This is a genomic window from Aminobacter sp. P4_D5, from assembly GCF_056401815.1.
Genome location: NZ_JBFUIP010000556.1, coordinates 1 through 816, shown reverse-complemented (window position 1 = coordinate 816; position 816 = coordinate 1). Strand labels below are relative to the sequence as shown.

At 68.4% G+C, this 816-nt stretch carries 1 protein-coding gene; it reads right to left on the bottom strand.

All coding sequences use genetic code 11. From position 1 onward, the window contains the following. On the bottom strand, window positions 1-816 hold an 816-nt coding region (locus tag AC1DWF_RS33455), incomplete at both ends, for a TonB-dependent receptor (RefSeq protein WP_476842800.1).

Sequence of the window (816 nt, the reverse complement as noted above, 5' to 3'; positions counted from 1 at the left end):
GCCCTGGCGCACGGCATCGTCGCGGACGGTGGAAAGATAGCTGCGAGCCTCGGTGCGCGAGAGACCGAGGGCGATGTCGTCATAGCGCGTCTGGAAGCCGACCCGGGTTTCCAGCGGCCGGCCGAAGAGCCGGCCCGGCATCGTGTGGCTGGCATCGATGCCCGTCAGCCAGCGCCGCTCCTGCTGATGGAACTGGTCGCCGTTCACGGGGTCGTCCAGGAAGTAGGTGAAGTTGTTCCAGAGATCGAGGTTGGAGCGGACGAGATAGCCGCTGATCCGCGTGGTGCCGCTCTCGGTTTGCCGATGCCAGCTGGCCGAGAGGCTGTAACGCTGCGTATGGCCTCCGTCGCTCGGATCCAGCGTGCCGAAACGGCCGATGATTCCCTCGGAAACGGCACGGGCCGGGACCTGGTCGGTCGAGCTCCAGCGGCCGGAATAGGCCATGGCGGTGACGGTGAAGCCTTCAGCCCGGCCGCCCTGGCTGTAGCGCGCGAGGCCGTTGAAGCGCCGCAGCTCGTCCGGTCGCTGCCAGGGGCCGTCATAGCCGGCGACCTCGCCCGCCAGCAGGAGTTGCCCCAGCCCCAGCGCGAAGCTGCCGGCCCCGAGGCCGCGCCAATAGCCGAAGCTGCCGCCCGTCACCTGGCCGAAGGGGCGTATGGTGTCTCGCAAGGTGAGGTCCAGCGCGCCGGCGCTGGCGAAATCGCCGAGATCCGCGAAGTAGGGCCCCTTGCGGACATGCATCCCGTCCAGCAGCTCCGGGATCAGGAAGTTGAGGTCCGCATAGCCCTGGCCATGCGCATGGGTCCGCATGTTGAG